Origin of the sequence: Enterococcus sp. AZ095a (genome assembly GCF_050546735.1) — a bacterium.
Lineage (GTDB): Bacteria > Bacillota > Bacilli > Lactobacillales > Enterococcaceae > Enterococcus_D > Enterococcus_D entomosocium.
The window spans coordinates 2,909,636-2,935,550 of record NZ_CP172953.1; the positions used below are offsets into that span (position 1 = coordinate 2,909,636).

Annotated in this window: 25 protein-coding genes; 4 read left to right on the top strand and 21 right to left on the bottom strand. The window is 43.2% G+C overall.

Annotation, left to right across the window (positions count from 1 at the left end; translation table 11 throughout):
• Positions 1 to 40: 40 nt before the first annotated feature.
• Both xylA and xylB read right to left on the bottom strand, forming a co-directional pair.
• The gene (xylA, locus tag IGJ26_RS13360) at positions 41 to 1,348 is read right to left on the bottom strand and encodes a xylose isomerase (protein WP_008380597.1); all 1,308 of its coding nucleotides are present in this window, start codon (positions 1,346 to 1,348) and stop codon (positions 41 to 43) included.
• 117 nt (positions 1,349 to 1,465) lie between these two features.
• Entirely contained in the window at positions 1,466 to 2,962 is a 1,497-nt protein-coding gene (gene xylB / locus IGJ26_RS13365; RefSeq protein WP_194199230.1) for a xylulokinase, read from the bottom strand.
• Between the two features lie 250 nt (positions 2,963 to 3,212).
• On the opposite strand from xylB, the gene IGJ26_RS13370 reads away from it, so the two are divergent.
• Positions 3,213 to 4,391, top strand: coding sequence for an ROK family protein (locus IGJ26_RS13370; protein ID WP_016612770.1), 1,179 nt, complete (start codon positions 3,213 to 3,215; stop codon positions 4,389 to 4,391).
• A gap of 56 nt (positions 4,392 to 4,447) precedes the next feature.
• On the opposite strand, the gene IGJ26_RS13375 is transcribed toward IGJ26_RS13370, so the two are convergent.
• From IGJ26_RS13375 to IGJ26_RS13390, 4 genes are all read right to left on the bottom strand, one after another.
• Positions 4,448 to 5,281: a carbohydrate ABC transporter permease gene (locus tag IGJ26_RS13375; protein ID WP_005228444.1), complete on the bottom strand. Its 834-nt coding sequence runs from the start codon at positions 5,279 to 5,281 to the stop codon at positions 4,448 to 4,450.
• Positions 5,282 to 6,193, bottom strand: a complete 912-nt coding sequence (locus tag IGJ26_RS13380) for a carbohydrate ABC transporter permease (protein WP_194199229.1) — start codon at positions 6,191 to 6,193, stop codon at positions 5,282 to 5,284.
• Positions 6,194 to 6,319: 126 nt separating this feature from the next.
• Positions 6,320 to 7,645: an ABC transporter substrate-binding protein gene (locus IGJ26_RS13385; protein ID WP_008380593.1), complete on the bottom strand. Its 1,326-nt coding sequence runs from the start codon at positions 7,643 to 7,645 to the stop codon at positions 6,320 to 6,322.
• Positions 7,642 to 9,258, bottom strand: coding sequence for a glycoside hydrolase family 43 protein (locus IGJ26_RS13390; RefSeq protein ID WP_008380592.1), 1,617 nt, complete (start codon positions 9,256 to 9,258; stop codon positions 7,642 to 7,644). The genes IGJ26_RS13385 and IGJ26_RS13390 overlap by 4 nt, the downstream gene beginning before the upstream one ends.
• A gap of 266 nt (positions 9,259 to 9,524) precedes the next feature.
• Here IGJ26_RS13390 and IGJ26_RS13395 point away from each other — a divergent pair, with 266 nt between their 5' ends.
• On the top strand, positions 9,525 to 10,319 hold the full coding sequence (locus tag IGJ26_RS13395) for an AraC family transcriptional regulator (protein ID WP_008380589.1): 795 nt from the start codon (positions 9,525 to 9,527) through the stop codon (positions 10,317 to 10,319).
• Between the two features lie 265 nt (positions 10,320 to 10,584).
• On the opposite strand, the gene IGJ26_RS13400 is transcribed toward IGJ26_RS13395, so the two are convergent.
• The 11 genes from IGJ26_RS13400 to gnd form a co-directional block, all read right to left on the bottom strand.
• Positions 10,585 to 11,307 (bottom strand): HAD family hydrolase, encoded by a 723-nt coding sequence (locus tag IGJ26_RS13400; RefSeq protein WP_429976723.1) that lies wholly within the window; start codon positions 11,305 to 11,307, stop codon positions 10,585 to 10,587.
• Between the two features lie 96 nt (positions 11,308 to 11,403).
• Positions 11,404 to 12,021, bottom strand: coding sequence for a bifunctional 4-hydroxy-2-oxoglutarate aldolase/2-dehydro-3-deoxy-phosphogluconate aldolase (locus IGJ26_RS13405; protein ID WP_008380585.1), 618 nt, complete (start codon positions 12,019 to 12,021; stop codon positions 11,404 to 11,406).
• A complete protein-coding gene (gene uxuA, locus IGJ26_RS13410) occupies positions 12,018 to 13,115 on the bottom strand; it encodes a mannonate dehydratase (RefSeq protein ID WP_005234052.1) in 1,098 nt (365 codons plus the stop codon). Before uxuA ends, IGJ26_RS13405 begins: the two co-directional genes overlap by 4 nt.
• 20 nt (positions 13,116 to 13,135) lie before the next feature.
• Complete coding sequence (locus IGJ26_RS13415) at positions 13,136 to 13,591, bottom strand: PTS sugar transporter subunit IIA (protein ID WP_061053211.1); 456 nt, start codon at positions 13,589 to 13,591, stop codon at positions 13,136 to 13,138.
• A 24-nt stretch (positions 13,592 to 13,615) separates the two neighbouring features.
• Complete coding sequence (locus IGJ26_RS13420; RefSeq protein WP_008380581.1) at positions 13,616 to 14,491, bottom strand: hypothetical protein; 876 nt, start codon at positions 14,489 to 14,491, stop codon at positions 13,616 to 13,618.
• Between the two features lie 110 nt (positions 14,492 to 14,601).
• Positions 14,602 to 15,108 carry a PTS system mannose/fructose/N-acetylgalactosamine-transporter subunit IIB gene (locus IGJ26_RS13425; protein ID WP_005234049.1) on the bottom strand — a complete coding sequence of 169 codons (507 nt, stop codon included), beginning with the start codon at positions 15,106 to 15,108 and terminating at the stop codon, positions 14,602 to 14,604.
• Between the two features lie 17 nt (positions 15,109 to 15,125).
• Positions 15,126 to 15,983, bottom strand: coding sequence for a PTS system mannose/fructose/sorbose family transporter subunit IID (locus IGJ26_RS13430; protein ID WP_008380577.1), 858 nt, complete (start codon positions 15,981 to 15,983; stop codon positions 15,126 to 15,128).
• A gap of 19 nt (positions 15,984 to 16,002) precedes the next feature.
• Positions 16,003 to 16,836, bottom strand: a complete 834-nt coding sequence (locus IGJ26_RS13435) for a PTS mannose/fructose/sorbose/N-acetylgalactosamine transporter subunit IIC (protein WP_008380575.1) — start codon at positions 16,834 to 16,836, stop codon at positions 16,003 to 16,005.
• 11 nt (positions 16,837 to 16,847) lie between these two features.
• Positions 16,848 to 17,951: an iron-containing alcohol dehydrogenase family protein gene (locus IGJ26_RS13440; RefSeq protein WP_008380572.1), complete on the bottom strand. Its 1,104-nt coding sequence runs from the start codon at positions 17,949 to 17,951 to the stop codon at positions 16,848 to 16,850.
• Positions 17,952 to 17,966: 15 nt separating this feature from the next.
• Positions 17,967 to 18,968, bottom strand: coding sequence for a D-isomer specific 2-hydroxyacid dehydrogenase family protein (locus IGJ26_RS13445; protein WP_008380570.1), 1,002 nt, complete (start codon positions 18,966 to 18,968; stop codon positions 17,967 to 17,969).
• 11 nt (positions 18,969 to 18,979) lie between these two features.
• Positions 18,980 to 19,879, bottom strand: a complete 900-nt coding sequence (gene gnd, locus IGJ26_RS13450) for a phosphogluconate dehydrogenase (NAD(+)-dependent, decarboxylating) (protein WP_430599690.1) — start codon at positions 19,877 to 19,879, stop codon at positions 18,980 to 18,982.
• A 152-nt stretch (positions 19,880 to 20,031) separates the two neighbouring features.
• Here gnd and IGJ26_RS13455 point away from each other — a divergent pair, with 152 nt between their 5' ends.
• The gene (locus tag IGJ26_RS13455; protein ID WP_008380566.1) at positions 20,032 to 20,883 is read left to right on the top strand and encodes a MurR/RpiR family transcriptional regulator; all 852 of its coding nucleotides are present in this window, start codon (positions 20,032 to 20,034) and stop codon (positions 20,881 to 20,883) included.
• A 257-nt stretch (positions 20,884 to 21,140) separates the two neighbouring features.
• Here IGJ26_RS13455 and IGJ26_RS13460 read toward each other — a convergent pair whose 3' ends face one another.
• From IGJ26_RS13460 to IGJ26_RS13470, 3 genes are all read right to left on the bottom strand, one after another.
• Complete coding sequence (locus IGJ26_RS13460; protein ID WP_008380564.1) at positions 21,141 to 21,512, bottom strand: YccF domain-containing protein; 372 nt, start codon at positions 21,510 to 21,512, stop codon at positions 21,141 to 21,143.
• A 160-nt stretch (positions 21,513 to 21,672) separates the two neighbouring features.
• Positions 21,673 to 22,737 carry a DUF1002 domain-containing protein gene (locus tag IGJ26_RS13465; protein WP_008380562.1) on the bottom strand — a complete coding sequence of 355 codons (1,065 nt, stop codon included), beginning with the start codon at positions 22,735 to 22,737 and terminating at the stop codon, positions 21,673 to 21,675.
• Positions 22,738 to 22,914: 177 nt separating this feature from the next.
• Positions 22,915 to 23,928: an acyltransferase family protein gene (locus IGJ26_RS13470; protein WP_144330909.1), complete on the bottom strand. Its 1,014-nt coding sequence runs from the start codon at positions 23,926 to 23,928 to the stop codon at positions 22,915 to 22,917.
• A 235-nt stretch (positions 23,929 to 24,163) separates the two neighbouring features.
• Between IGJ26_RS13470 and IGJ26_RS13475 the strand changes: the two genes are divergently transcribed.
• Positions 24,164 to 24,955, top strand: a complete 792-nt coding sequence (locus tag IGJ26_RS13475) for a helix-turn-helix domain-containing protein (RefSeq protein ID WP_008380558.1) — start codon at positions 24,164 to 24,166, stop codon at positions 24,953 to 24,955.
• Between the two features lie 46 nt (positions 24,956 to 25,001).
• Here IGJ26_RS13475 and IGJ26_RS13480 read toward each other — a convergent pair whose 3' ends face one another.
• Positions 25,002 to 25,670, bottom strand: a complete 669-nt coding sequence (locus tag IGJ26_RS13480; protein ID WP_194199227.1) for a CPBP family intramembrane glutamic endopeptidase — start codon at positions 25,668 to 25,670, stop codon at positions 25,002 to 25,004.
• Positions 25,671 to 25,915: the final 245 nt, after the last annotated feature.

A 25,915-nucleotide genomic window follows, 5' to 3' on the forward strand; every position in this document is an offset into this window, starting at 1 on the left:
TGAAAAAACTGTCGCTCCTCAGAACGACAGTCGTTTCTTATTAAAACAGGTAATCATTCAAACGAGATTTCACATATTCAATGTGGCTGGATTCTAATTCGATTTGATCATGCGCCAATGCGTAATCTGTCAGTGTTTCTAAGTTTTCCTCATCAGCAACGATCTTCGCTCCGATGCCTTCTTGGAACGAGGCGTACCGTTTTTCCTTCAACTCGTCTAAGAAGCGGTCTTCTTTCAGTTTCGCTGCTGCTTTTAACGCTCGGGCATACGTATCCATACCAGCGATGTGGGCTAACAACAGATCTTCCATTTCAAATGACGAACGACGGACTTTAGAATCGAAGTTGATTCCTCCCGGTGCGATGCCGCCGTTTTCTAAGACTTCGTATAAAGCGAGTGTCGAGTCAAAAACGTTGGTTGGAAATTCATCCGTATCCCATCCTAACAGCATATCTCCTTGGTTGGCATCCAGTGAGCCTAATGCGTTATAGCTACGGGCAACGGCGATTTCATGTTCAAAGGTATGGCCAGCTAATGTTGCATGATTGGCTTCTAGGTTTAATTTGAAATCTCCTTCTAAGCCGTAGTGCTGAATGAAGGCCATCGTTGTCGCTGCATCAAAATCATATTGGTGCTTTGATGGTTCTTTTGGTTTCGGCTCTAATAAGAACTGCGGTTTATGACCGATTTTTTCGCCATAAGCGATCGCCATTTTGAATAGACGGGCGATGTTGTCTTGTTCAAATTTCATGTCTGTATTCAACAAGGTTTCATAGCCTTCACGGCCGCCCCAGAAGACATAGTTTTCACCGCCTAATTTTTTCGAGATATCTAAGCCTTTTTTAACTTGGGCTGCTGCATACGCGTAAACTTCCGCATTATTGGTGGAAGCAGCGCCGTTGTTGAAACGAGGGTGTGAGAACATATTTGCTGTATTCCATAAGAGTTTGATCCCCGTTTGTTCCATTTTTTCTTTGATCAAATCGGTGATTTCGTCTAAGTTTTGGAAAAATTCTTCTAACGTTTCTCCCGCAGGTGCCACGTCAACATCATGGAAACAGAAGAACTCTGCCCCTAATTTTTCGCAAATCTCAAAAAAAGCTTCTACTCGATTTTTCGCCGTTTCCATTTCGGTGTCACCGATCCACGTCCGTTTGTTGACGGGTGCGCCGAAAGGATCGGAACCATCTTGCGTCATGGTGTGCCAATAGGCAATTGCAAAACGTAGATGATCTTTCATTTTCTTGCCTAAAACAACTTCTTCGGCATCGTAATGGCGAAATGCAAACATATTGTCTGTTTTAGGACCTTCGTAGCGGATTTTTTCGATTTCTGGGAAATAAGTCATTGTTGTTGCCTCCATTTTATGTTTTTTAGTGTAATAAACTAACTTACTTAGTTCCAATCATTTAGAACCAATAACGATTCCTCGCTTTGATCAAACAAATTGTCTGCTGCCATTACGCTATTCGAGCTGCGCCAACGCATGGCAGATAGGCGCGGTCTGCTGGTAGACGGTCCGGTAGATCCCATAGATTTCTTGGTATTTGGCGACATTTTCAGGAATCGGTGCAATTGCCTTGCTGTATTTGACAAAGGTGTTAACACAAGCGGCCGCATCTGGATAAATGCCACTGCCGATTGCTGCCAGCATTGCTGCGCCCATACCTGGACCTTGTTCAGTAGATAAAGTCAGCATTTCTGCATTAAAAATATCGGCTTGCATTTGCAGCCATTCGGCATTTTTCGCACCGCCCCCCACAGAAACGATCTGGGTGAATTTCCGCTGTGCTCGTTCTTCCATGATCATTTGGGAATCTTTCAGAGAGAAGGTGATCCCTTCTAAGACGGCACGACTGAAATGCTTTTCGCGATGCCGTGTGTCAATACCAATAAAACTTCCCCTGATTTGGCTGTCGGTATGTGGTGTGCGTTCGCCCACGATATAAGGCGTAAACAGCAGGCCTTCTGCCCCCGGTTTTACCTCACTGATCGCTGAAAGCAATTCCTGAAACGATTGGTTTGGGGCAAACGTATCACGATACCAGCTTAAGGAATTTCCAGCGGCTAAAGTGACCCCCATTGAATACAACTTGTCTTTGATCGCATGACGGAAAAGGTGTAGATCGCCTTGATAATCAACCTCTTGCGCTTCTTCAAAGGATAAGAACACACCGCTAGTGCCAATCGACACCATGCCGACACCTTCGGCGATGATCCCGGACCCTAATGCAGCACAGGCATTGTCTGCGCCACCTGCATAGATCGTCACCTCTTGTTCAAAGCCAAAGGCTTCTTGCAGTTCTTTTCGCATTTGCCCTACAGGCGCTGCTGATTCAAAAAGCGGCGGCAGTAAATCCGATGCGATTGCGAATTTTCCTAGAATGGCTTCAGACCAGCACTTCTTTTCGATATCCAGCAGTAACGTACCCGCCGCATCAGAATAATCCATCGAATAGTTACCTGTCAGCCAAAAAGCCAAGTAGTCTTTTGGCAGCATCATGTGACGAACTTGTTGCCAATGTTCAGGCTCGTGTTCTTGGACCCATAAAATTTTGGGTAAGGTGAACCCTTCCAAAGCAACATTCTTGGTGATTTCTTTTATTTCCTCTCCAAAGGATGCCATGATCGCTTGACATTGTTTGGTGGTTCGAACGTCATTCCATAATATTGCCGGGCGAATGACTCGGTTTTCTTCATCCAATAAAACAAGACTATGCATTTGCCCGGAAAAGCTGATGCCGATCAATTCTTTCTGCAACGTTGGAAGCTGCTGGATCAAGGTTTTGATTACCTTATCTGCCGCCTCTTGCCAATGCACAGGCTCTTGCTCACTGAACCCCGGTCTAGGGGATGACAATGGATAGTCAACACTTGCTGTTCCTTGGAGTTCCCCGGTTTGATCAAAAACTAAGCCTTTTAACGCACTTGTTCCTAGATCCAACCCTAAAAAATAAGCCATCTCTTCTCTCCTTCCTCTGTTTGAAGCAGTTAACCATTGCCTCTCAATCGGTTAATTAGCATTCAAAACTAACTAATTGGATAGTAAACGATTCTCGCATTCCTGTCAAGCGCTTTCAACAAATCTTTCTATGATTTTCGTTCTCAAACTGCTGCTTCTACATTCTTCGTCTTTTCTTTATTCTTCAGCTTGCACAATATTAATTTGCACGGTAAACTAACACTAATCACATCTATGAAGAGGAGAACACATGATTATCAATAAAATGGGCATACGCGAACAAAATGAAGCGGCTGTATTGAAGACGATCATTGACAATGAAAATGTGTCACGAGCGGAAGTGTCAAATTTGACCCATCTCAATAAAGCGTCTGTTTCTCAAATAACAAAAAAACTGATCGACACGGACTTCGTTCGCGAAGTCGGCATTGGGGATTCCACTTCGATCGGTGGTCGCAAACCGATTCAATTGCAATTCAATCACCGCAGCAGCTTAGCTGTTACCTTTGACATCGGCTATAACTATGTTCGTGGAATGCTTTCTTATATCAATGGCGAGATGATCGCCTCCGCCGATCATTCCCATGAATTGATCACCAAAGAAAATGTACTGGCGACGATCGATTCCATGATGAAAGAATTTTGGCCGCAAATGCCGCAAACCACTCATGGATTAGTAGGAATCTGTTTGGCGATCCACGGCATCGTTCACAATCAGACGGTCACCTTTGCCCCCTACTACGACTTGGAACACTTTGATTTGATCGCCCCTTTGAGCCAAAAATACAATACGGCGGTCTATATAGAAAACGAAGCCAATCTGACGGCTTTAGGCGAGTACTGTTTTTCTTCTGATTCCACGAATTTACTGAGCGTCAGCGTCCATAGTGGGATCGGTGTCGGAATCATCGTTGATGGGCAGCTACAAACCGGTACTCACGGCATGGCGGGGGAAGTTGGCCATTCTACGCTCTTTCCTCACGGCAACTTGTGCCCTTGCGGCAATCGAGGCTGCTTAGAGCAATATGCGTCGAACAAAGTCTTGTTTGACACCTACAGTCACTATACAAAAACAGCGTTCGTTAATTCGGATACCTTTGCACAAGCCTATCATGCCGGAGAAAAATCAGCAGTCGAATTGGCGCAACAAAATGTTGAGTTTCTTAGTATTGGGCTAAACAATGTCATCACTTTTTCTGATCCCGAAGAAGTCTATATCAACAGCTCGGTCTATCGCAAAATTCCTGATTTATTACTGGCGCTGCAACAAAAATTGACCAGCCAGTTCACCAAAAACACGAAGATCAAAAACAGCCGATTAGGCGATCAAGCCCCGCTGTTTGGCGGTAACGTTTTAGTGGCGAAACATTTCTTGAATATCAACGATTTGCGCTTTGCAGCACTTGATCTCTCCCGTGTGATCCATTAAATGAATGCTGGACTGAAGACTCAGTCCAGCGTTTTCTTTTGGGAAAAAAGGTCTCGCTATCCTTTGATTCCGCCAGCCGTCACACCGCCCACGATGTATTTCGATAGAAACAGGTAAATCAGCAATAAAGGAATAATACTTAATGAGATCCCTAGATACATACTGCCAAATTCAGTACGGTAAACATCAGTTTTCAGCAATTGGACCAGCATCGGCAACGTATACTTTTCCGTATCGTTGATCAAGATCAAGGGCATCAAGAAATTATTCCACGAGGTCACGAACGAGAAAATCGCCATGGTGGCTAAGCCCGGTTTCATCAAGGGCAACATGATGCGATGGAAAATTTTGATTTCGCCGGCTCCGTCCAAACGAGCAGAATCTGCCAAATCAGGATGATAGATCGTTTCTAAGTATTGCTTTAAGAAAAAAACGGTAGCAGGTGATGCGATCGCTGGTAAAATCAATGGCAGAAAATTATTTAAGAGCCCTAAGCGATTCATAAATTGATAAAAACCGATCATGCTAATTTGCTGAGGGATCATGATCAGCCCAAGAATGACAGCAAACAGGACTTTCTTGCCACGAAACTCATAGGCGATCACGCCATAAGCTGTCAATGCCGAAAAATATACATTGAGAACGGTAGCGCCAGCCGCAATCAAGAAACTATTTTTAAATCCATTGAAAACATTGAAGCCTCTGCCCATTAAGACGGACCAGTTGTATTGGAGATTACCGCCAGGCCACAAGGACAGCCCTTGCTGGATCTGTTCTGCTGAACGGGTCGCATTGACTAAGACGACCCAAAACGGCAGAATACTTAAGATGGTCAGCAACACCAAAAAGACATAGATCAACAATCGTTTTGCTCGATAGCTATTTTCCATTTATTTTCGCCCCACTTTGCTGTTTTCTTTGAAAAATTGAAACAATAACGTGCTTAATACGATCGAAAGTACCAATAATAGCACCGACGCGGTTGCGGCAACGTTGAAATTCCGACTCCCGGTAAAGGCTTGGTTGTAGATAAACATCGTGATCGTTAAGACACTATTGTTGGGATTGCCGTTTGTCAGCAAAAAAGGAATGTCGAACATTTGCAAGCCGCCAATCAAAGACGTCACCAATGTATAAAGCAAGATTGGTTTTAACAAAGGCAGCGTGATCTTGCGGAAAATTTGACCATCATTGGCTCCATCGACCATTGCTGATTCAAAAAGAGCATCATCAATGCTCAAAATGCCCGAAACCAAAACGATCGTTGTCTGACCATACCACATCCAAAATTGGATAAAGGAAACGATCAGCCGAGTGCCCGTTTCACTACGGAAAAAGTCATAGGGCTGGTCCAAAACACCGAAATGCTGCAAGACTAGGTTGATCGGACCTAACGGAAAACTGAACAAAACGAAAAATAAGATTGATACTGAAGCGGCAGTAATGATGTTGGGTAAGTAAAAAGCGACTTTGAAGAAGCCTTTCCCCCGCAAACGCAACTTGATATTGGTAAACCATGCCGCCAGCAACAGAGCCAAGCCAATTTGAGGGACAAAGTTTACGCCCCACAAAATAAAGGTATTGCTGATCGATTTTAAAAATAACGGGTTGCGAAAAATCGCAAAATAGTTATCCAGTCCGACAAGATTGGCAGCTGGATTCCACCCTTTTAGATCCGTAAAGCTTAGGTAAATCGTATAGAGAATTGGATAAAGCTGAAAAACCAAGAATGCTAGAAAAAATGGTGTGATAAATAATAGCCCATAGCGATGATACTGTTCAAATCTTCTCTTATTCTGCATCGTAATCCCCCTGATTTTTTTCTTCTACTGCCAACTTCTGCCTGTAAAGACAAGCCATTTAAGCAGCGCATAGTACCTAGAAAAGGTTGAAACCGACCCCGTCTTCGGTGCCGGTTTCAACAACACCTAATCTACTTGAACATCTGGATAAGCATTGACGACCGCATCTTTAAAGTTTTGGATCGCCGTTTCCTGATCCACTTCACCTTTTGAATATGGTGTCAAACAACTATCCGTAAAGAGGGTTTCAATCGTCTGGTCATACTCGGTCAGAATTTTCGCGTTGATGTCTTGAACCATATCGGCAAATTCTGCATAGTGGTTTTGACCGCCTAAAAATTCCTCTTCATATTCGCCTTTAATTTCTTCAACGACTCGCTCATTTGATACAAAATCACCGGTATCTTCGGCCCATTGTTTTAAAAATGCTTGATCTGTGGTCAAGTAAGCCACCAATTGCGCAGCTTCTTCTTGCATCTCAGAATTTGCCGTAGCACCGATCCATGTGCCGCCCCAGAACCACGACGAAGGTCCTTGGATCATGCGCCAGTCGCCTTCTGTTGAGCTGGAGTTATCGGCAGCTGTCGCATTTGGTTTTAACCAATAGTGCAGCCCCCATGTCGGCAAACTATAACCGAATACATTGTCGCCATTCATTCCAGCAAACCAAGCTTCTGACTGTCCTTCTGTATCTTGTGTCAGGCCTTCTTCTACAAATTTTCGTGATACATCCAACAAGTCATACAAACTGTCGTCGATCACTAATTTGCCGTCTTCAACCCAGCCATGTTCGCGTTGACCATAAAAAGGCTTCGCCAAATCTTGGACACTAGAGATCATATAGGTGGTTCCACCACTTTTTTCTTTGACTGCTTTGGCTTGCTCATAGAACTTGTCATAGTCTGACAAGGCCGCTTGCGCAGCCGCTGGATCATCGATTCCTAGCAGCTCTTCTGCCATCGATGCCCGGTAATAAAACCCGCCAGGAGCAGCTTGCCAAGCCAAGGCATGAAGAACCCCGTCTTTTGAAGTCCCTACGTCTTTGACATATTGATACGTATCTGCTGAGGCTTCATCAAGCCCCAGTGAACCAAGGTCTGCCATCATGCCTGATTCCACATATTTTTTGACAAAGGCAGATTCTAAAGCAATCACATCTGGTGCATCTTTGGAACCGAGAATCGGATCGAGCTTGGTCTCGAATTGGTCAGAAGGAATCTCCACGATCCGAATGTCATAGGCCAAGTCGTCATGCGCCGGCAAATAGTAATCATTGATCATCGTTGATAATTCTGAAGTAAAGGTCCAAACCACGAGTTCATCCTTGCCACTACTTCCCGTTGCGCTATTATCTGAGCTGCTGTTTCCAGAACCATTCCCGCAGCCACTAAGCATAAAAGCTGCTAAGCCCGCCAATGACACTGTTTGTAAGACCCGTTTCCAATTTTTCATCTTTCTTCCTCCTCGATTTTTTGATAGTCAAATGAATCAAAATCAGCCGCCAAACGATTGCCGGTCGTATCAATCGCAAACATCCCTACAAAAGCCCCTGTAAAGAACCCACCGTAATGTTCTGCTACATAGTCGTCAGACAATTGCAAGCTGTCAAATAGCTGATCGATGACCTGCCACTCTTTTTGATCAAACGAGTACGCGTATTGATAGTGGGCATAATTAACGATCGTTTTGAAGTAGACTGTTTGTACATCGGCTGGTATCACAACTTCTGGTGCTTTTTGACTCTTCAGTTGGCCCTTTTCGCTTGTCAATACAGTGATGATTCTGCCTTTCGTCTCATCATGAGTGATGTAGATCGCCGACCAGTTTTGTGTATTGTAGTAATTCGTCATGCCTGCTAACTGTAGAAACGAGTTCGGTGAAAATTCGACGGCAGTCGTTGCTTCGAAACGAAAATCGCTCCATCTTCTTGCCACCAGTGCTTGATGGAACAAGGAATTGAACGACTCTCGCCCATACAAGCGCAAGTACCCTGGTCGTGCGGTCAAACTACCGATTTCCTCAGAAAAAGGAATCCGCAAGGTTTGAAACACTGGTGCCAACGACGCCTCTTCAAAATCATCAAAGCCTGATTCTGTTTCCCACGGATGTTCGGGCAGCTGTGGCTGTGGGACTTCCTCTTTTGGAAAGTTTCCGCCTGTGATATACGGCCAATCATTTTCCCAATAAACAGACTGGATCGCTGTTTCTCGTCCGAGCGGGCAATAGCCGCGATTTTCTAAGAGGGGCGTTTCTGGATACTTCAGCGCTCGCCCTGTTAAGTGAACAAAATACCATTCATCGGTCTGCGTTTTCACAAATGAACCATGGCCAGCTTTTTGTAGCAGGATCTCTGGCTGTCCCCAGGAACTGATCAGAGGGTTTTGAGGATGAACTTCATAAGGCCCTTCGATGTGCGTCCCACGAGCGATGGTACTTGCATGTTCAAACTTGGTGCCGCCTTCTGCCGTCAATAAATAATAATAGCCGTTCACTTTATACATAACCGGTGCTTCCGTCAATTTGCGCTCTGTTCCTTTGAAGATGATTTTGGGCTGCCCCACCAATTTCTTGGCTTGCCAATCAAACTCTTGGAGAGCGATCCCATAAAAGGAATGGTTTGTCGGACGATAATCCCAAACCATGTTCAAAAAATATTTTTTGCCGTCGTCGTCATGAAATAACGAGGGATCGAAACCAGAAGAATTCATATAGATTGGTTCTGACCAATCCCCATCAATGGTCTCACAGGTGATCAAATAATTGTTCACATCTTTCCAACTATTAGATTGTGTTTTGACATCTGAATAAATCAACCAAAAACGACCATCACTGTAACTTAAGTTTGGCGCCCAAACACCCCCAGAATCTGGGTTTCCCAGCATATTCAACTGACTGACACGATTGACTGGTGTACTGATCAAGCGCCAGTTCTTCAAATCCTTCGAATGGAAGATGCGCACACCTGGAAACCATTCAAAGGTCGACGTAGCAATGTAATAATCTTCTCCTGCACGACAAATACTCGGGTCTGGATGAAAGCCTGTTAGTATCGGATTGGTAATCAAAAAAATTTCCTCCTCTTTCCCTTTTTGGCATTTTGTGATTCAACTGAGTGTCAGTAGGAATGAGCTTCATCCAGTTAGTAAGTTTTCTTTACTAATATACCTAACAAAAAAAAGAAACTTGCTGCTGCAGCTCATTTTAAAAATATTCACTAATCATTGTTCTATTTACTTTCTTCAGCTGAACTGTCATAATTATAGAATGAAATCGCTATCATTCACAGGACGATTTCCACACATCGATAGACAAAAAATGGAGGATAGATCGCGTGACTATTTTAGAAGAATACCATTTCGGCGAATACCTAGGCGTTTCCAGTTACCATCCCTACTCGCTTAATTACATGGAACATTTTCATCGTTCCTTTGAATTGCTTTTTTGTAGTGACGGCGAAGCGGTTGTCAAAATCGAAGAAAGTCCCTATGTCCTTACAACTGGCCAAGTGTTATTAGTCATGCCTTACCAGACCCATGCCATCGAAACCCCTAAGGAATCACAACTGCATATTCTGGTTTTTTCGCCGGAGTTTATTCCAGATTTTTATGCCAAAACCAAAGATTTCGCTTTGTCAGATCCCGTTATCACCATTGATTCGTCTGTCGCAAATCAGCTGTATTATCCTTTATTTGAAACGGATTCCCTCTATTTACGAAAATCGGCACTGTATCAAGTCCTTTACCTTTTTGAGCACCAAACGACTTTACTACCAGCCAAAAACCAAGAGGATATCCTGATCCAGCTGCTTGCCTATATCGAGTCACACTTCAAAGAAGAGCTGACGCTCGAAAAACTAAGCAGCAGTATCGGTTATAGTAGCGTCTACGTTTCCAGAATGATCACTGAGAAATTGAAAAGCACCTTTCCTCGGCTTTTGAATCAAGCAAGAATTCGCCATGCCTCTTTTTTGCTGACTCATAGTCTCTTGCCGATTACGGAAGTAGCAGAACAGGCTGGCTTTCAAAATGTGCGAACCTTCAATCGAAATTTCAAAGCTTTGACCTCACTGACTCCGAAAGAATACCGCTTAACACACAATGCTCATTTTTCATTGCTGAAGGAATAGCAAAACAAAAAAGCAGCTTCACTTACCTATAAAGTGAGCTGCTACAATCTTACTCGTTATTCTAGTCAGCCTTTTGCCACGTTCCCAGAAAGTAGTGAAAAACGTTCTAACGCTCCCCTTCTTCATAGAGAAATGAGCAGGAAAAAACCAATTGCCAAAATGAACCTTTGTTGTTTTACCGATTCCGCAACGCTATGCCTGATTTACAGCACCGTATGTTCTTGCTTAATGCCGTTTGCTTGATCGAAGCTTCTTGGAACATCGATCAAGCCCAAGAAAAATGATTCACGACTAGCCAGTCTCTGACTTCCGTCAGATCAGAAAAAGTTTTCACCTGTGCAGCTACTTCTTGCTCAAGTTTTGGCTGTTTAAGCAAAGGATACTTCCCATTTTTCTTGACTGGCAAAATACTCAAATCATCCGCAATCAGAAAAGCTGGGATCTTGGCTTGTTTTGCGGCTCTTATGCCGGCTAGAGAATCTTCTAATACCAAGGCTGCTTCAGGCTTTACGCCTAATTGTTGGCATGCTGTCAGAAAGATTTCTGGATCAGGTTTGCCCTTTCGCACTTGATCCCCAGAAACCACCGTATCAAACCAATCTGGCATCTGTTCCATTTCAAAATACGCCTTGATTTTTTCTTTCGACGAAGAGGACGCCACGGCTATCAAGCAATCTTGTTTTTTTAATGCTTCCAATAGTTCAAGAAGGCCGGGCTTTTTGAACACCCGCTTTTCTTCAGCTAAAATCACTTCTTTCTGACGATTCATCGCTTCTCGCCACCGATCCGTTGGTACCGTACTGCCATAAAGTTCCTGCATCCCTTTACGAATATCTGCTTCCGTTCTGCCAGTCAGGTAATAATAAACATCTTGGCAAACTTCAAAATCATACTCCTCCGCGGCTCTTAAATAGGCGCGGTAAACTAACCGACCTGTTTCAAACATCAAACCGTCCATATCAAAAATCACCAGTTTTATCTTCTCCATCCTATGGCCTCCTTTGCTTTTCTGCGAATAAAAAAGCAATGGTACCAAAATCCTTTGGCACCCATTGCTTCATCTTGTTTATTTACAGCTGACTGCTCAACTTAGCAATGATTTTACATGCGCCAAATGGCTGTCAGCCTTTTCCCGCCCTTCTTTTACTAGCGCTTCTGACAGAATGAAGGAGCCGCCAACCGCTAATACTTGCGGATCAGATAAATAGTCTTGAACATTTTCGAGAGTGATCCCACCAGTTGGGACAAATCGAATATCGTAAAACGGACCGCTGAGGGCTTTGATTGCCGGTAAGCCCCCGTAGATATCCGCAGGGAAAAATTTCACAACTGATAAGCCATAATCCGTTGCCCGTTGAATGTCATTTGGGGTAGCTGTCCCTGGAAACACTGGAATGTTTTCGGCAAGACAAAATTCCACCACATCAGGTACAAGAGCAGGGGAAACAATAAAGCGCGCCCCTTTCTCAACTGCTGCTTTTGCTTGTTCTAAGGTGCGGACCGTGCCTGCGCCTACGATCAATTTGCCCGATTGAGAGAGTTTTTCAATCGCTTCTAAAGCAAGGGCACTGCGGAAGGTCACTTCAATAAAATACAGTTCATGCTCAATCAGCAGTGATTCTACTACTGGCAAATAGGTAAGGTCTGTTGCCGTGTAAAGGGGCAACACCCTTGTTTTTGCCAATTGTTCATAGAGTGTCATACACTCTCTCCTCCCTTCGTTCCCCTCGATTGCATTTGCTCTTTCAAGACGGCTTCATGAAGCCCTTGAAGATAACTGATACCAATCGCGCGATCATACAGACCATAGCCTGGCATCGCCACTTCCCCCCAGATCGTCCGCCCGTGATCAGGACGGATGACACCATCAAAACCGACCTCAACCAAGGCTTTCATAATGGCATACATATCTAACGATCCTTCAGTGGAAAGATGGGCAGATTCTTTAAATTTGCGTTCCCCCATAAACAACACATTGCGAAAATGAACAAAGTTGATGCGGCCTTTTAAGCCATGAACGATCTCCACCATGTCGTTTTCTGGATCGGCACCTAACGAACCGGTGCACAACGTCACCCCATTATAAGGCGAATCCACGATGGCCATGATTTTTTTCAAGTCCTCTAAATTTTTGGTGATCCGTGGCAAACCAAAAATTTCCCAAGGTGGATCGTCCGGATGGATCGCCATTTTCACATCTACTTCTTCACACACAGGAATGATCCGCTTTAAGAAATAGCTTAAGTTATCAAAGAGGATCTCTTGAGTGACCCCTTCATAAGTTGCCATCAAACGCTGGAACTTTTTCAGTCGTTCTTCTTCCCAGCCTGGCAATTTAAAGCCTTTTGATTGGCTATGGATTAGCGTATACATCTCACTAGGTTCCATATCATCCACAACGGCTTGATCATAGAGCAAGGAGAAGCTGCCATCCTCGTTTTGATAAAATAGGTTTGTTTTTGCCCAGCCGAAGATCGGTTTGAAGCTATAGCAGATCATATGTACATCACAAGCTGCTAAATTCCGAATCGTTTGAATATATTGATCGATGTAGTGATCCCGTTCCTCTGTTCCAGCTTTGATCGCATCGTGGATCGCGACACTCTCAATCCCTAATAGCGAAAGATGCTCTTTTTCAATTGATGCTTTTAGTGCGTTGATTTCGGAAATCTCCCAGACATCTCCGGGCATTTTATTCAGAAGTGTTCCTACAATGCCGTGCATTCCTGGAATTTGTCGAATATTCGTTAACGGGATCGTATCCCCTTCCCCGTACCATCGAAACCCCCATTGCATTTGCTGTCACCCTTTCGTTTTTAAAAATCATCGTCCTCATCAGTTTCTTCGCTACTATCACCTGCTGAAGAATTGTGCCAAAGCGCTACACTGTTTTCTCCTTGCTGGATCACTGCTGCCACCGCCTGTTCAATCGGTGTCGCCAAAAATTGATGATTGATTGCTTCTAATACCATCGGTAGATTCACTCCGCCGATCACATACGTCTTTTCCTGAAGTGGTTCATCTAATTGATTGATCGTTACAACCGACTGATTGTAGGGACTGGCACTCAATAGATCAGCAAACACCACGACACCGTCCCCTTGATCTGTTTCATGGATTGCTTCATGGATTTTGTTTCCCAGAAGTTGAATATCCTCTCCGTGGTTCAAATTAACGACCGCAATATTTTCGACACTGCCCATGATCACCTCTGCGGCATCTTTAAAACCAGTACTCAGCTGTCCGTGAGTTGCCAATACGATTCCTAACAAATGTTGTTCCTCCTTTTTCGCTTCCTAACCAAATAACGCAAGGACTTTTTGCATATTCCTACTATTCAGCTCTTTTTGCTTTAATTGTTTTTTAGGCAACACATACGTCTGATCCTGTTGCTTTTCTGCACAAAACAGATAGTTGATGCTGCCCATTGCTTCACTACTGTGTTCGATTGACAACTGCTGGAGTTGCCCTTCATTGAATTGCTTGCCGATAGCTCGAATCGGAGCATCGGCACCAATAGAATCTAAATAATAAATCTTCGCATTCGGCCTTACTGAATCACGTAACACTTCCAACCCGCGTTCTCCGTAACTTCCTTCATCAAGAAATGCGAAGGCCGTCGTTGTTTGACTGTTTTGACTGATTAGGGACAGCAGCGCTAAGATAGAGGAGGTATTGCGGGTTAGATTTTGCTGAAATCCTGCCCCGCGGCTTACGCGATTTAATAGCAGAAAATAAATACCGACCCCTGAAGCAAAAAGCGCTGTTTGCCAAGACAATAAGGGAAATCTCCCTGAGGCAAAGTGGATATAAAGCCAGGTACCTAACAACCCTAAAAGAATCATCACTGCTGAAGCAGTCAGAATAAATTGATTTGTTTTACGGCCTTGCTCCTGCCGATCAAAAAAATGGTAATCGCCGAAATGCTCTGGCGGTGTATCATAATATGTGCAGATGATCCGTTTTGCTTTGGTCAGATCACCAACATACAAATTGCGTGAGGCGTTTTTTTTCGTGTGATCATACTCGATCACCTGAAGGTCTTTGCGAAATGGAATGATATCCGCGATGAGTGCCTTCAAAAATCTTTGTTTGCTTTTATCCGTTGATCGCGACCGATAGACATATCGATAACGAAAAAGCCAATCACGAAATGCTTCTGTTTGATTCATGGCAGATTCTCCTATTCACAAATTACTGACACTGGAGGACCTCTTTTCCTTGCGAGATCCCCCAGCTTCCCTCACAATATTCCTTAGATATAAATGAATTAGTATGCTACTTATAACTTGAACTGTTTCAAAACATCCTTCAGTGTTGATTTCGGTGCAGAAGGCGTTGCCTGAAAATAGATTGATTCCACACCATATTCTTCATTCATTTCTTTGAGTTTTTGCGCATCAGCTTGATTTAAATAAACAGATTTTGTTACCAAGAGATCCTTCTCGGGATCTTTTTGGGCAATACCGCCTATGTTCAATTCTTTCATCGGCACGCCGTGTTTGACTAAGTCGTACATCACGCTGACGGTTTTGGCGATCAAGATACAGTTGTAATCTTTGAAGTTGTATTCATCCCAGTAAAATTTGGCTTTTTCTGGTGTAACGACGATCGTTTTTTGCCCTGTTCGGCTACCGGCATTTTTGTATAGTTCCCGCATGAACTTATCCTTAGCTACTACTTCATCCACTACAAAGATCGAATTGACTCCGCTTTTTTGCGACAAGGTCATCATGACCTGCCCATGGATCAATCGCTCGTCTACTCGTGCTAAATTTACTACACCCATTTTTGACACTCCTTTTCTTATAAAATACCGACACCGGCTAAAATAATCAGAATCAAAGTCAGCCATAGCAATGCTTGCGTGACTTTTAATCCTTTCTTTGTATAGAACCAGTAGACGCCCATTACAACTGCTAACGGCAAGATCCCTGGTACAATCTGATCAAGGATATCTTGGATAATAAATTCTCGTCCAGAAATATCAAACTGCAGCGAAGAACTGACTTTGACATAGTTTCCAGCCAGAACCCCCATCATAAACAAACCGAGAACCGACAGTGTTTCAATGGCAGTTTGAACACCTGTACTCTGCATCAAGCCAGTTGCGTTGCGTCCCATTGAGAACGCTTGGCGGGCAAAAAACATTCCTAGAGAAACTTGATACAGTGCAAAGCAAATGAACGGAAACAACGCACCTAGCGGACTTCCTTGCTGTGCCCAAGGGACGGCAATCGCAATAAAGATATATTGAACGGTTCCTGAGTCGATGGCATCCCCGATTCCTGCTAAAGCACCCATCAAACCAGCTTTCGTGTTGTACATTAGATCATCCTGCATCAAGATCTCTTTTTTCTCATGCTCTTCCTCGGCCCGCTGTTGTTCCATTGATGACATCAGCCCAGTAATAACACCGCCACCCCAACTTAGCTGGGTATTGAAAAACAACAGTTGGCGTTTGTAGGCAGCTTTCAGTGCCTCATCGTCTTTGTAAAGTTTGCGCAAAATCGGCATCATGGCGTATAAAAGCGATGGTGATAAATACCGTTCAAACGAATGCGGGATCTCATTGGCGAAATGCCATCTTAGGTATGCTTTTGTGACATCTTTCTTCGTGATTTCTTCCGGTGCGCCTTGCGCTTTTTGAATTATTTCGGTCATTACTGCTCCTCCTTATCGATTAGAACCCGTCATCATAGTCATCGTCATCATCAAAGGATGGTGATGCTGTATTCGTTTCTGGGGCTGGGGCCAATTTTCCTTTTTGTGACTGAACAAAAATCAACGCGATCAAAATACCAAAAATCGCATAGGTGACCATGGTAATTTCTAGCGAACTGAAAACTACACTCATGAAATAGGCCAAGAAGAAAAAGACCATATAATCTTTTCGACCGATCACATAGACGGTAGTTGCAATCCCGATCGCTGCCAATCCGCCGCCGACTACTTCTAAAATATGGATAACGACTGTCCCCTCAAGAGCATTGATGACATCAGCAATCAGTGGAGCGCCTAAATAAAGTGCAATAAATACCAGCGGAACAAATAAAATAAATGAAGCCAGCGTTGGGTATAAAATAATTGAACGAGTCATTGCTTTGTCATTAAGATCTTCCACTGCTTTATCCGTATATTTTCCTAAGAAGGTATTGATAAAGAAACGGAACTGATACAAATAACTCCCTAGCAAACCAACAGGTACGGCAACAGCAATCGCTGCTTCTGGTTGCAGATTTCCTAGCAAAGCTACCGGTACGGCAATCGCCGCTGCAATCGAAGGTTCCGCCGGCATGGATCCGCCGGGAGAAAATACCCCCATGTAAATCATTTGTAAAGCGGCAGTGACGATCATGGCTTGAGGCACATTTCCCATCACCAGTCCGACAACTAATCCCGTCATCAACGGTGAAAAACGTAAAGTCAGTGTGGCGCCTCCGCCGAGCCAACGAGACATGACTGCTGCAACCCATAGCGCAATCAGTAAACTTTGTGTAACACTTAATGTATCCATTTTTCCTCCTCCTAAACTTCTTTCAAATAGTTTTCTAAATCAAGAACAGCTTCTTTCAAGCGTTCTTTGGTGATTAAGACTGGAATCAAGTGTACTTTTTCTTTTGAATCTATGAACTGCACCAACTGATCAATGACTTGTGCATCTTCAGGAAAAATACCCATTTGATGTAAACTCATTGGTAAGTGCAATTCTTGATAAAAGGGGATCAACTGATCGATGACCGTCCATTTTTCTTCAAGCGCTAATTGATAAAACATCCCATAGGCAACCTTTTCCCCGTGAAGAAAACGATGACTCTCAGGCAGATATTTACTGATGGCATCATGCATCGCATGCGCCGCTGCATTGCGGGCATATTTATCGCCTAGCCCGCCTACCATTCCAGCAACTGCAATAACGATCTCCGACAAATGACAAAAGGCGTCTGTCACTTCCTGCCGCTTCATATCTTCAATCGCTTGTTTCGATTGTGTCAAAATAGCTGTTTCGCATAATTTTGCTGTATAGCCTGCCAGTTGCAAGAAAGGCTCATTTTTCAAATGTGGTTGGGCTAAGATTGCTTCCGATTCAATCCACTTTGCCAACGTATCTGCTAAACCGGCGATAAAGTAGGAGACTGGTGCATCGATCACTAACGTCGGATCGGTAATCAAAAAAGCAGCCTGTCTTAAATAGTGTTCCGACTTCCCTTCAGATTCTCCCGACTCTTTATACATGACAGACAAGGGTGTCCATGGTGCACAATTACTGGCCAATGTTGGGATCAGTCCAAAGGGTCGATTGACTACATGTGCTGCATATCCCACTAAGTCGGCTAACTTCCCGCCACCAACCCCCAGAATAAAATCGATCGCCAGTTCTTCAACAAGATCAGCAATCAGTCCAGCGCCATAATAGCTACATTCTCCTGTGTAGCGATGATAAAAAATTTCCAAATGCCCATCTTCTAAAAAGGGTAATTTTGGTTTCGCTTTTTCCCATGAAACCGTTCCATGTACGAGCAGCAGTCGTTTTACTTTGTACTCTTTTAATACTTCCGGCACATAGTCGATCGCGCCTTCATGGTAACGATAAACTTGCGGTCCAACCTTTACTTTTAAATCCGTTAGCACGAGCTTCACTCTCCTTTATACAGCCAAAAACCGACTTTCCGCTTGAACAGCACGGTCTGGCAGCAGTCCCTTAACGATTCGTTCAATATCCGTTACACATTTGTTTCCCATCTCTTCTAAGCATTCCATAGTATAAGCTGATGTATGCGGTGTCATAACTATATTTTCAAAAGCTAAATACGGATGATCTTTATGACCAGGCTCTTCCTCTAAGACATCGGTGGCAAGACCAGCGATTTTCCCACTTTTTAATCCGCTTACAATTGCCTCTTCATTCAAAAGTGCGCCACGGGCACTATTGGAGAGATACACTTGATCTTTCATTTTTGAAATTTCTTCAAAGGAAATCATATGATAATTTTCCTCCGTCAAGTTAGCACATAGACAAATAATATCTGATTTTGCTAGCAGCTCGTCTAGCTCGACTTTTTTTCCGCCATAGCTTTGAATATGCAAAGCGGACTTATATGGATCGTATGCCAAAATCTCGCAGCGGAAACCATTTCTCAATATTTCTACTACACAACTTCCAGTATTGCCGACACCAATCACGCCTACTGTCTTGTTAAATAGTGCGCGTCCGACAAAGTTCGCTCGTTTTTCCCATTGATCTTCGCGGACTTTTGTATTCGATTCAACTGTACAGCGCAGAAGCGCCAATAGATTGGTCACATTATTTTCTGCTACTGCATCACGCTCGACCAAAGCTGGAATGATCGAAACAATCGTTTGGTGGTCCTTCGCTGCTTCTAAATCAATATTGTTATAGCCGATCCCGTGGCGTGTGATCAGTAGCAATTCATCTTTGTACTCAAAAAATTCTTTGGTAAAAAATGGGGTAACACTTGCTATAATGATGTTGTATCCCTTAAGCTTTTCTGCCAATTCTTTCCCGTTGATTTCGCTATCGAACGTGAAAGGACTGACAGTTCCGATTGCTTTCAACCGCTCGATATGTTGCGGAAAGATTTTTCCAAAGCTGCTGGAATTCACTATAGCGATCTTAAACTGTTCCATATTCTTCCTCCTTACTCTTTTGCAACAATCTCATGACCACCAAAACCATTCCTTAGCGCAGAGACGACTTTTGCTGAGAAACTGTCTTCTTCTTGGGACAAATTTCTCATAAACAAACTCATAGCGATCGTCGGTACAGCAACATTCATCTCCAAAGCCGTTTCCACTGTCCACCTAGCTTCACCAGAAGCTGCAACAACCCCGCGATATTCCTCCAACTTAGGGCTCTCATTAAATTGGGCCGCTGCGATTTCCATCAGCCAGCTGCGAATAACCGATCCATGATTCCATACCTCCGCGACGGAAGCCAAATCAAAGTTATAGGCACTTTGTTCAATCAATTGAAAGCCTTCACCGATCGCTTGCATCATTCCATATTCGATACCGTTATGGACCATCTTTAGAAAATGACCGCTTCCTGATTCCCCTGCGTAAAGGTAGCCTCCTAAAACAGCCACATCTGCAAACAAAGATTCCACCTCTAAAAAAGCGATCTCATTCCCGACAATCATCAAACATGCATCTTTTCTAGCTCCGGAAACCCCACCAGAAGTCCCACAATCAAAGTAATGCACCTCTTTTTCTTTAAACCAGGCTGCTCGGCGAATCGAATCTTTGTAATTAGAATTTCCGCCTTCAATCACGATATCTTTCGCTGATACAAGGGTCCATAGTTCTTCAAGAACCCCCTCAGTCACCGTTCCCGCAGGAAGCATCAACCATAAAATCCGTCGGCCGCTAAAGGAATTCGTCAAATCAGCTAGCGTTTGATAGAGTGTGATTCCAGCTTCTTGCGCTGTTTTCTGCGCATGTACCGAAAGATCCAGCCCTTTTACTTGATAACCTTGATCTTTTAAATTGAGGGCTAAGTTCAATCCCATTTTTCCAAGTCCGATAATTCCTACCTCCATGATAGCGCCTCCATTTCATACTTCCATTATACAAAAAAATATTTTTTTGTAAACAATAAAAATAAAAATAATTTTTATTTGCTTTTTTTCTTTAAAAGAGGTAACGTAACAATACAAAGATGATAATGTTCATATAAAGGAGGTAACCGTCTTTGACTGTTTCGATTCGACTGCAAATAAAAACGCTTTATAAAGACTTAAGTCTCAAAGAACAAGCGATTGCCGACTACATTTTGGAAAATCCTAGTAAAGTCAGCCACAGTTCAATCAGTGATTTATCCAATGAATTAGGCATCGCTGATTCGACCTTTTTTCAATTCACAAAAAAACTCGGTTACAACGGATTTAAAGACTTCAAAATGGCAATGCTGATGCAGGAAAATGATTTTTCTGCCATTTCGATCCATGAAAATATCCAGAAGTCTGATAATGAATTGACTATGGCTCAAAAAGTATTTGATTCCAATATGACCACACTGACTGATACCAAAAATCTTTTAAAAGAAGAAGATTTAAAGATTGCTGCTGCAATGATCAATAAATCTAAACGACTTTTTTTCTTCGGCGTTGGTGGTTCAGAAATCGTGGCAACCGATGCCTATCACAAATTTTTGCGCTCGCCGATCACTGTTTTCCACAGCAGTGATTATCACATCCAACTGATGGAGGCTTCATTGTTGACGCCAGATGATTGCGGCATTTTTATCTCTCATACTGGAAAATCAAGAGAAACCATTGAACTAGCTCAAGTTGCCAAAAACAATGGTGCCAAAATTATCGTCATTACTAGCCATGCTGCTTCTCCTTTAGCCAAACTCGGCGACGTGGTTTTCATCTCTATTTCCGAAGAAACTGAGTTTCGCTCAGAGGCATTGGCATCCAGAATCGCTCAACTGAGCATCATGGATTCCCTCTATGTCATCTTAATGTTTATTAATCGAGACAAAGCACAACAATCGATTGCCAAAATTCGGCGCTCCATTTCAAAAATCAAAGAACCCTGAGAAGGGAAGAAAAAAACTTAACATTTTTCTGTGTTTCGCTAAATCTTTTGTGAATCACGGTTGATATGCAAAAAAACTTGTGTGTTTTTTCCTGTCCTCTTCTTTGGTTTCTTAACAACTTTTTCAGTTCTGAAATTCAACTGCGGTGAGCCTGCCAAAAATCTTGTCCCTTACTCTTGCTGATATTCGCAAAAAAACCACATCACAAAGCTATCCGCTCTGTAATGTGGTTTTTTAAGACTATTTTTTGGGGTAAATCAATAACGACTAGACACAATCTCTGCTCCAAAGGGCATCAACGCTAAGCGCGCCATTTTCAATGATTGCGCCGCAAATGGAATGCCGATGATCGTGATGGCTAGAAGGACTGCGCTAGCTAAATGTCCTAAAGCCAGTGGTATACCAGAAAAAATCAACCATAAAATATTGAGAATCACGGACACGCCACCGCCACGGTAAACGATGTCTTTCCCAAATGGTGCTAATGACAAAGTCGCAAACTTAAAACATTGCAGACCAATGGGAATGCCGATGATGGTAATACACCATAAACACCCAGCCAAAAACCATGAGATCGCACCGATCAAGCCGCCAAAGACAAACCAAATCACGTTGCCTAAAAAATTCATCTGATTGCCCTCCTTCTTTTTTAATAAAGACTGCTCCTGTTTTAGCAAAGAAAGCAGAGGACATCGTTAGCACTCAGATGTGCACTAGCGTCCCTGCTCCTTCCCCTGCGCTCTTCTCTTTTTTCTTAATACAAGCGAAATACGTTATTTTGTAAAATGCTTATTGTCCAGAATCAACCGTTGATTCGCTGCTGTTATTTGATTCATTTGAGTCATTGCCGAAGACACCGGTGATCGAAGACCAGATGCCGCTAAAGAAGCTCTTGATATTTTCCCAAAGGCCCTTAGAGGTTTCTTCGATTTGCTTGCGAGCTTCTGACAGATCCAATTCTTTGATGAAGTCATCGAAGATATTGTTGTCTCGCATGTCGCTCATTAAAGAGGTCAATTCAGAAATTTGATTTTCCGTAACGATTCCTTCCAGTCCGTTGTCCTTCAAGGCTTTTTCTACTGTCTCTTGAATATCTGCTTGAGTCAATTCCGTACCATCTGCGGTTTGAGCAGCCAAATCGGTTTTCGCTTGTTCTTGCGCAGCATTCAAAGCTTCATCGGAATAGCCTTCTTTGTCTTTGTTCTCTTCGGTGATCGTAGAAAGCACATCCATCTCATCTTGAGCTACAGCTACTCGATTCTGATTGATGACGCCGCCTGATTCTTCAACGATTTTGTATACCCCAGCTAAAGCTCCGGAACCGTCGATCGGTACGGCAGAAGCGACCGTTAGCTTCGCATCAGTGATTCCTGCCGTCAGCGCTGCATTTTGGTACTGGGCTGCAGTGATGCGGGTAATGTTATCTGGTGTCGCGATATCGACAGTGATTCCTGCCCCGCTTTCTAAAGTCTGCATTCTGACCGAGCTATAGACCGCCCAATCTGCAGTAAAGCCGCCATCGGGAATGTATTTCATCAAGTCATTACCGTTTGTCGTATAAATCGGTGTTTCGCCTTGGATGCCTAAGCGCTCAAGTGTGTAGTCTTCTTGTGCTTTCGTCAAGGCATTTCCGATCGCCACAGCATTGACTTGCAAACGATCTGAACTGCTGTCAGAGGTACTTGTTTGACTGTCGGTAGTGGCTGTCGTTGCGGTAGAACTGCTTGTTGCAGTGGAACTGCTCGTCGTTGAATTGGTTTCGTCAGCAAAAACTTGTGGTGCTGCTAATAAAACTTGGCTAGATACCAAGAGAGTCGCTAAAATCATCGCTGGTTTTCGAGTCTGTTTTTTCATCACTATATCCTCCAAGTGTTGATCTCTTTTTCAGGGATTTTCCCCTCTTACTGCTGTTATTGTACTATAGGTTTTCTTGCAAAGCCTACGTCTAGGGTCTGAAATGAAGAAAAACTTAGAACTCTGCTGCTATTTAAAAAAGGCGCAATTTGGTATTATCCTTGGTACAGTAATACTTTAGGCGCTTTTCTTTTCATCAACTGTTTTTTTAGCAAACCCAACAGCATAGGATTTTAAACGGCTGCCCACTTTCCTCAAGCCGAGAAAGGCTCCCGTTAAAACTATCGTATAAAAGAACAACGGAAACCCTCCTAGTGAAAAAAAGACTTTCCCGGATTCCAGAAACAGCGGGTGACTCAGAAAGATCAATCGACTAGCCTCAGCTGCTTGTTTTGCTTGCCAAGTCCGCTTTTGTGGTTGCTGCTTGATCAGCCAAGCAAGGAAAAAAAGAGTCGTCGGCACAAAGAACAGCATGAAATTCTTATCGTCCCCCTGATTGAGATACACCAGTCGACCTTCAATGCCTAATAAGCAAAGAGAGACCGCGAATTTTCTGCCAAGATGCTTCGTGAAAAAAGGACGTTTCTGGTGTTCACCTAAACAAAACCCGCACAGCAAAAAAAGAAACCCATAAAAAAGACCGTTTCTCGTTGTAAAAAATAGGGTCCGATAATTTTGATAAAATACCAATAAAGGTCCACTTAAATAACTGCTGTACGTTTCAAGACAGCCAATCAAATACAAACTGATCGCCAGTAAAAACTGCCACCGATAGCCAAGAAAACGGGTTTTCCTTACTAACCACATGCCAAAGAGCAACGCTGGAAAATACCAAAGATGGTACCAGACCCCTACTGTTAAAAAGCCAGCAGCCAAACCGATGACCCGTAATGGATCGGCAAGATTTTGCTGTCCTAAATAAAACCAACCTAAGGGAAGATACACGATCGACCAACGCAAATAAAGCTTGAGTTGTCGTTTGCACCATTGCTGCCATGAACAGGTGCTCTTTTGAAAAAAATAGCCATTCAGCAGCAGAAAAAAAGGAACCGCCAAACGACATAAGAGACTCTTTAACAAAAAATGAAGCCCGTTGTTTTCTGCCAGTCGACCACAGTGAACGAGAATCACCAGTAAGGAAGCGAAGAATTGGGTATAGCCAATTGGAACCATAAGGTGTTTTGTCTTCATTCGATCGTTTCTCCTTTCTCCGTCAAATTTGATCAAACATACTTCACTCTACTGGACCTTTCTTTTTCTGACCAGCACTGAAAGCTTCCAGAATAGAAAGACAGTGCAACAAGTAGAAACATTGATAAATAAAGGATGTTACCCTTTGTTGCATCGTTAATTTCATAGATCCTCGTTCGCATAGAAAAGAGTTTGCTATAATATATAAGAAGAATGATGGAGGCAAAACAGACACATGGATATTGGGAAAATTATTAAAGAAGAACGCACCAAACGAAATCTCACGCAAGAACAATTGGCGCAGGAATTTTTTGTCACTCGGCAACTGATTTCAAAATGGGAAAACGGCAAGAGCTATCCTGATCTAGACCAAGTAGTCAAACTGAGCAACTATTTTGAATTGACCTTGGACTATTTATTAAAAGAAGACAAACAGATGGTCCAAGAACTCAATCTGACCACCCACCGAAAACGAATTGGCCTCGTATTGATCGCCCTTTTGACTGTTCTCAGTATTAGCTTAAGTACGATTTTGCTGGCAGGATTTTGGATCGATCCAGTCTTTTTCACAAAAGAAGACCTAACGATCACTTCTATTAAAAAGTACCACTTGCCTGCCACTGAGATAACGAATCAGGAAACCGGACAAGTGATTCAGCTGCCTGAAGATACGGAATACTTGATCACTTATACGATCGATCGGCCAATGGTAAAAACGGGCCGTCTATCGGGTTATAAAGAATACAGCAGCGAAAATGCCAGCCAATTAATGGTTTCGGGTTATCACGGTTTTCATTTTGGCACGCAAACAAGCAAAATCGTCATTCGCAGCAATCGCGAAGACAATTTAGCTGCACCAGAATTAAATGCAAACAAGGATCTTTATCTTCGTAATATGAATAAAGCGCGCGCCTATCAAAAATCTGCAGCAGGTGACGCATTTTCTATCGAAGACGAAGGCGATCTCCTCTTTACTGCAGAAGAACTGGAACAATTACCCTTTGAACAAGGACAACTGCCAGAGTAAACAAAAACCACCGAATCGTTTTGATCGGTGGTTTTTTGCTGACTTCTTAACCTAACAAGATCATTGCGATCGCCGCCAAGGCATTATTGAGAAAATGCATGGCGATGGCTGTTTCTAAGCGCTTGGTTTTTACATAAATCAACGCCATGATCAGCCCCATAGCACCGTAGATCAAAAACTCGACCAGATTGGTGACGGAATGGATGATACTAAAAACGGCTACACTTGAAATGATCCCGACTATCGGGTATTTCTTGAATAAAAGGCCGATAAACCCACCACGGAAAACAATTTCTTCCATGATTGGCGCCGCCACAGCGATCAATAGGAAGATCAAAAGCGGATTTTCGCCTGTAAACAGTTCCCCTAACAATGCATCATTCGCGGTCGCCTCTTGATCGGATATATGCTGCAGATACATGGTACCACCAACAGCAACGAATCGACCTAAAACAAAACCACCGATGATCCATAGCCAGTTGCGCTTCGTTGACCACCCAAAGTCAAAGGTGGCAAGTCCTAGCTTCCGAGCCAAATACATCAGTAGGCCAATGTTTGCCAAAAGCAAGGCAATCAACCCGTAGCTCATCATCGCAGGAATCCTCGGCTCTCCTGCTTCCAAATAATAGATTTTTACCACACTGAATACGGTCATCCCTACTTGACTTAGTAAGAATAAGCCAATCAAAATAAATAAGTTCTTTAATGCTTTCATGCTCTCCTCCATTGTTTGCTCATTGCATTTTGCAGGATTGGGTTACGACAAATCATGACACAGTCCATCACTTGGTTCCCCATATATCCAGAAACTGCTTAGCCGCTATCGGCTTGTTTCTAATGATACTGAGTTTCCTCAGTATTTACAACAAATAAAAAATAAAAACAGTTATTTTGCGTATTTTATCCAACAAACCACGTTTTTTCTTTCGCTGCCCTCAAAAAAATATAAGTAGTGTTTGA

Coding starts and splice junctions, on each gene's coding strand:
- uxuA (WP_005234052.1), bottom strand. CDS start 13,115: ATGCAATGGGGGTTTCGATGGTACGGGGAAGGGGATACGATCCCGTTA.
- IGJ26_RS13375 (WP_005228444.1), bottom strand. CDS start 5,281: ATGGAAAATAGCTATCGAGCAAAACGATTGTTGATCTATGTCTTTTTG.
- xylA (WP_008380597.1), bottom strand. CDS start 1,348: ATGACTTATTTCCCAGAAATCGAAAAAATCCGCTACGAAGGTCCTAAA.
- IGJ26_RS13420 (WP_008380581.1), bottom strand. CDS start 14,491: ATGAATCAAACAGAAGCATTTCGTGATTGGCTTTTTCGTTATCGATAT.
- IGJ26_RS13380 (WP_194199229.1), bottom strand. CDS start 6,193: ATGCAGAATAAGAGAAGATTTGAACAGTATCATCGCTATGGGCTATTA.
- IGJ26_RS13430 (WP_008380577.1), bottom strand. CDS start 15,983: ATGACCGAAATAATTCAAAAAGCGCAAGGCGCACCGGAAGAAATCACG.
- gnd (WP_430599690.1), bottom strand. CDS start 19,879: ATGGAGGTAGGAATTATCGGACTTGGAAAAATGGGATTGAACTTAGCC.
- IGJ26_RS13480 (WP_194199227.1), bottom strand. CDS start 25,670: ATGAAAGCATTAAAGAACTTATTTATTTTGATTGGCTTATTCTTACTA.
- IGJ26_RS13405 (WP_008380585.1), bottom strand. CDS start 12,021: ATGACACTCTATGAACAATTGGCAAAAACAAGGGTGTTGCCCCTTTAC.
- IGJ26_RS13400 (WP_429976723.1), bottom strand. CDS start 11,307: ATGGAGAAGATAAAACTGGTGATTTTTGATATGGACGGTTTGATGTTT.
- IGJ26_RS13445 (WP_008380570.1), bottom strand. CDS start 18,968: ATGGAACAGTTTAAGATCGCTATAGTGAATTCCAGCAGCTTTGGAAAA.
- IGJ26_RS13460 (WP_008380564.1), bottom strand. CDS start 21,512: ATGAATTTTTTAGGCAACGTGATTTGGTTTGTCTTTGGCGGCTTGATC.
- xylB (WP_194199230.1), bottom strand. CDS start 2,962: ATGGCTTATTTTTTAGGGTTGGATCTAGGAACAAGTGCGTTAAAAGGC.
- IGJ26_RS13385 (WP_008380593.1), bottom strand. CDS start 7,645: ATGAAAAATTGGAAACGGGTCTTACAAACAGTGTCATTGGCGGGCTTA.
- IGJ26_RS13425 (WP_005234049.1), bottom strand. CDS start 15,108: ATGGGTGTAGTAAATTTAGCACGAGTAGACGAGCGATTGATCCATGGG.
- IGJ26_RS13475 (WP_008380558.1), top strand. CDS start 24,164: ATGGATATTGGGAAAATTATTAAAGAAGAACGCACCAAACGAAATCTC.
- IGJ26_RS13370 (WP_016612770.1), top strand. CDS start 3,213: ATGATTATCAATAAAATGGGCATACGCGAACAAAATGAAGCGGCTGTA.
- IGJ26_RS13465 (WP_008380562.1), bottom strand. CDS start 22,737: ATGAAAAAACAGACTCGAAAACCAGCGATGATTTTAGCGACTCTCTTG.
- IGJ26_RS13435 (WP_008380575.1), bottom strand. CDS start 16,836: ATGGATACATTAAGTGTTACACAAAGTTTACTGATTGCGCTATGGGTT.
- IGJ26_RS13470 (WP_144330909.1), bottom strand. CDS start 23,928: ATGAAGACAAAACACCTTATGGTTCCAATTGGCTATACCCAATTCTTC.